The sequence below is a fragment of the Salinivirga sp. genome, from assembly GCF_035268865.1.
Classification (GTDB): Bacteria; Bacteroidota; Bacteroidia; order Bacteroidales; family Salinivirgaceae; genus Salinivirga.
Genome location: NZ_DATFKB010000180.1, coordinates 1 through 4,470, shown reverse-complemented (window position 1 = coordinate 4,470; position 4,470 = coordinate 1). Strand labels below are relative to the sequence as shown.

The 4,470-nt window shown below is 39.1% G+C and carries 5 protein-coding genes; 4 read left to right on the top strand and 1 reads right to left on the bottom strand.

The features are described from left to right. The coding region (locus VJ937_RS10865; protein WP_324066991.1) for a DUF4369 domain-containing protein at positions 1 to 728 on the bottom strand (728 nt) is incomplete at its 3' end. A 135-nt stretch (positions 729 to 863) separates the two neighbouring features. On the opposite strand from VJ937_RS10865, the gene VJ937_RS10860 reads away from it, so the two are divergent. The 4 genes from VJ937_RS10860 to VJ937_RS10845 all read left to right on the top strand — a co-directional run bounded on the left by VJ937_RS10860 (position 864) and on the right by VJ937_RS10845 (position 4,415). Continuing rightward, positions 864 to 1,373 (top strand): MarR family transcriptional regulator, encoded by a 510-nt coding sequence (locus VJ937_RS10860; protein WP_324066988.1) that lies wholly within the window; start codon positions 864 to 866, stop codon positions 1,371 to 1,373. A gap of 47 nt (positions 1,374 to 1,420) precedes the next feature. Continuing rightward, a complete protein-coding gene (locus tag VJ937_RS10855; RefSeq protein WP_324066986.1) occupies positions 1,421 to 2,491 on the top strand; it encodes an alanine/ornithine racemase family PLP-dependent enzyme in 1,071 nt (356 codons plus the stop codon). A gap of 63 nt (positions 2,492 to 2,554) precedes the next feature. Continuing rightward, positions 2,555 to 3,151 carry an anthranilate synthase component II gene (locus tag VJ937_RS10850; protein WP_324066984.1) on the top strand — a complete coding sequence of 199 codons (597 nt, stop codon included), beginning with the start codon at positions 2,555 to 2,557 and terminating at the stop codon, positions 3,149 to 3,151. Further along, positions 3,138 to 4,415, top strand: a complete 1,278-nt coding sequence (locus VJ937_RS10845) for an anthranilate synthase component I family protein (RefSeq protein ID WP_324066982.1) — start codon at positions 3,138 to 3,140, stop codon at positions 4,413 to 4,415. Before VJ937_RS10850 ends, VJ937_RS10845 begins: the two co-directional genes overlap by 14 nt. The last annotated feature ends 55 nt before the right edge of the window (positions 4,416 to 4,470 follow it).

The window sequence follows — 4,470 nt, the reverse complement described above, 5'->3', positions numbered from 1 at the left end:
TCATTGCCGGCAGTATCTTTCATTGTGAATGTTGGAGCTTCTTTTCCAATACGTGTTTTTTCGAGTTTCGCCAAATGTTTTTCTAAATATTCGTAGTAAGCATTGTTTTGATTGTCTTCAGGTACTTTTCCTAAAACATCTTTCAATTTCTGGTAATCCATAGAATAGACCAGTTTGCGACGCACAATGTATAAACCCACAAGGTTATCTAAATTTTCCAGGGCAAAAGATTCAGAATAAGCTTGTTCCTTATCATAAAGCCCTTCTACCAGGCCTCTGATTGAGTCTTCCCTGGTTTTGTTTGCATCCTGACGGGCTTTTTGGTATTCGCTATATAACCTTTGGTTTTCCTGGCTATAATAGTTGGCGCTGTCGTTATATTGCTCAAATATATCATTCAGTTTCGAACCTTCGTAATTGAAACTGCCCGGATTACCCTCTGCCGGAGTAACGGTTATGCTTGTATTTTCAAGAAAAAGCGGTTCCCGTTTGTTTGTACCTTTTAAGTTAAAAAACACCAATTCCGGACGTTCTACTGAACCGGTAAATTGGTATCCGTCTTTCCATTGGGCTGAATCAAAAGGTACCAGCTGATTGTTTTGCACATTCAAAAGATAAGCCCAGTCGGCTTCTTTTTCAACAGTTTTTATGTGAACATCATAACCTTCTTTCTCAGAGCATGCTGTCATTAAGGCTAATGCTGCGATAATTACAATTATTTTCTTCATATGAGGTGGATTTGTTTAAATTTCGATGTAAAAATACTAAAACAAAAATCAGAAAAAAATACTTTTTAGTCCTAATTTGAAATTTCTTAAATCAAATTAAAAAATATATATTTGTCGTGCACAAACGAAATGGAAATGGACTCAACACAAATTTTAATCAGGATTCGCAAGATTGTGAGGTCTATAAATTTGGAATCGAAGCAAATTCAGAAAAAATACGGAATCAGCATACCTCAACTTTTATGTTTACAGTTTTTACATGAATCTGGCAATTTTCAGGCTACCCACAAGGCTATAACCCGATACCTGGAACTTAATAGTAGTACAGTTACAGGAATTATCAACCGGCTACAAAAGAAAGGGTTTGTTGCCAGGTTGCCTAAGCAGCAAGATAAACGTACAACCTATATTTCTCTTACTTCGGCAGGGGAGCAGATGCTTAAAAACTCACCACAGTTGTTGCATACCCGTTTGAGCGATAAACTTGATAATATTTCTGCAGAATCAATTGAAGTTATTAGTGACTCGCTTGATAAAATCATCTCGCTGCTAGAAATACAAGATATGGAAGCTTCGCCTGTACTTGTGGCAGATGACTTTAAGACCAATGGTCATGCTGATGACCCAAAACAAACGAATGCATGAGATTTTGCATTCTGTACAACACGTTTAAAATAATTAATTAAGAATATATGGCTTTTATAGAATTAGATCGAGAAAAATTACATCACAATTATCAATTTCTAAAGCGAACATTCGATAAAAACAACATCGAATTCGGTATCGTAACCAAACTGCTTTGTGGGCACAATGCATATTTAAAAGAGGTGATCAACCTTGGTGTTGGACAGGTATGCGATTCCCGAATAAGCAACCTTAAAAAGATAAAAAACATTGATTCCGAAGTCGAAACTGTTTATATCAAGCCACCTGCAAAACGGAGTATTAAAAGTATTGTAGCATACGCCGATATCAGTTTAAATACCGAGTCGTATACCATTAAATTACTCTCAGAGGAAGCCCAACGACAGGATAAAGTCCACAAAATTATCATCATGATTGAGATGGGTGACTTGCGTGAAGGTGTTATGCGTGAGGATTTTATCGACTTTTATGAAAAAGTATTCGAAATGCCCAATATTGAGGTGGTGGGCATTGGCACCAATTTAAGTTGTATGAGTGGTGTAATGCCAAGTCCCGATAAGTTGATTCAACTTAGTTTATACGAACAGCTCATTGAGGCTCGTTTTAGTCGTAATGTTCCATATGTGTCGGGTGGTACATCCGTTACACTGCCCATGTTATTACAAGGTATGCTGCCTCCGGGAATAAACCATTACCGCCTTGGTGAAACCCTCTATTTGGGAAATAATTTAATTAATGACAAACCCATTAAGGGTATGAAACAAAATGCGTTAACCCTTTATGCAGAGCTAATTGAATTGACAGAGAAACCTATTGTACCTGAAGGTGACCTGGGAGAGAATGTAGATGGGCAAAAGGCTGAGATCGATCCTAAAGATGTAGGAAAAACTGCTTACCGGGGTTTACTCGATATTGGTTTGCTCGATATTGATCCACGCCATATTGAACCCTTTGATGCTGATGTGGAGATTGCAGGAGCCTCCTCTGATATGATTGTCATTGACCTGGGATCAGATCAGCCAAGGTATAAGGTTGGTGATTTGATTCGTTTGCGGATGACCTACATGGGAGCGCTTGGCGTGATGAATTCCAACTATATTGAAAAACGTATTGTATAAAATTTATTTCTTATTTTTGCCATTCCCGGGGACAAACACCCCGGGAATTTTTGTGCTCTGCCCATGACGAAGCAAGTTATATTATTCGATAACTACGATTCTTTTACCTACAACCTGCTACATCTTTTGAAAACAGTGCGGTCTGGGTATCGGTTCGATGTTTTCAGGAACAGAGACCGTACAATTCTGCAGCAAATACCACACGCCTTGATTATTGGTCCGGGCCCCATGACGCCGGCCGAGACCGGTTTGCTTCAAGAATATTTTGAGCGTGTGGTTGAAAAAAAGCATATTCCTGTTTTTGGTGTATGCCTGGGAATGCAGTTTTTGGCCTGGCGCGAAGGTGTAAAAGTAACGCGTTCAACCTTGCCGGCCCATGGCGCAGCAACCATCGTAAAACATCAACAAAATGACATTTTTAAAGATGTAAGTCCCAGTTTTGAGGGAGCCAGGTACAATTCGCTTGAAATTCAAGAACGCCAGTTTTTACCGTCTGAAACATTTAAAGTGCTCGCTGTTGCACATGAGAATAACGCTGTAATGGCACTCAGACATAAACACAAACCCTGGGTCGGGGTACAGTTTCATCCCGAGAGCTTCCTTACCACTCAAGGTGCATTAGTCACTGATAATTTTTTTAACCAATATGTTGAAGTTTAGCGCACATCCGATTTCAATCAATTATGATATTGGACTGCAAGAAGCGATTAATCTTGTAGAACAATGGAATGGCACTTTGCTTTATACAAGCCGGGATGTGGATGGTTCAAATAGCATTGTTTTGGCTTTTAATCCACTCAAAACTATAACTGAAGACCAATCTCTGGAAAGTGTTGATCATTTGCAAAACAATCATCACTTCGATTTTCCGTGGATTTTTGGTTATATGGGTTATGATGCTAAGCACCTCGTCGAAGAGAATGGTATTTATAGTAATCTCCGTGATACAGATTTTCCGTTATACAGTTTTCACGTGTACCAGTTTGTGTTCATTTTTAACCAGCAATGGAAACTTAAAAATGGTTACCAAATTGAACTAAACAATGAAAGCACCGTTGCAGTATCCATTGATGAGGCATTTAATTTTTCCAAAACGGGTTCGGATAGTTTTTCTGTTTCCAATTTACAATCGCACCCTGATCAGGATGGGTTTATGCAAGGTGTGAAAAGTATACAAAAGTATATTCGGGCGGGAGATGTTTACCAGGTGAACCTGACCCGGAAAATTACAGCAGATTTTACCGGAGATCCTGCTGCTGCTGCGAAATCACTACTGGAGTCTAATCGTATAGAATTTGGCGTTTTTTATAAATCAGAGGGCAGGTACCTTGTCTCTACCAGCCCTGAACGGTTTTTTAAAACCGCAAATGGCAAAATCCTCACTTCTCCGATTAAAGGCACTGCCGGCCGCAACGGCGATGATGATATGGTCAGTAATCAATTGTTAAATGATACAAAAAATCTGCGCGAACTGGCTATGATCACTGATTTATTACGCAATGATATCTCAAAAATCTGCAAACCCGGCACTGTGAAAGTAAAGGAGTTTCCAATACTTAAGACACTCAAAAATGTCTTTCATTTGGTGGCTGATGTTGAGGGGGAATTGGCGGTTTCGGATTTTTCTGCCATTATGGAAGCCTTGTTTCCGGGGGGCTCAATAACCGGCTGCCCTAAAATCAGGGCATGCCAAATAATTGAAGAGCTTGAACAAAAGGGCAGGGGGCCGTATACCGGAAGCTTTGGATATATCAACGGAGCTGGTGAAATGGATTTTAATATTTTGATTCGAACCGTTTTTATTCAAAACCAAAAACTCTCTTTTAATGTGGGTGGAGGTATTACGCTATTATCTGATCCACAAGATGAATATGAAGAAACTTTGCATAAAGCACAGAATATTTTAAAAGCCCTGGGTCAATAAATTTCTCTCCCTAAACACTTAGTAGCGTGGAATTAACGATAATTTAACATCTTTT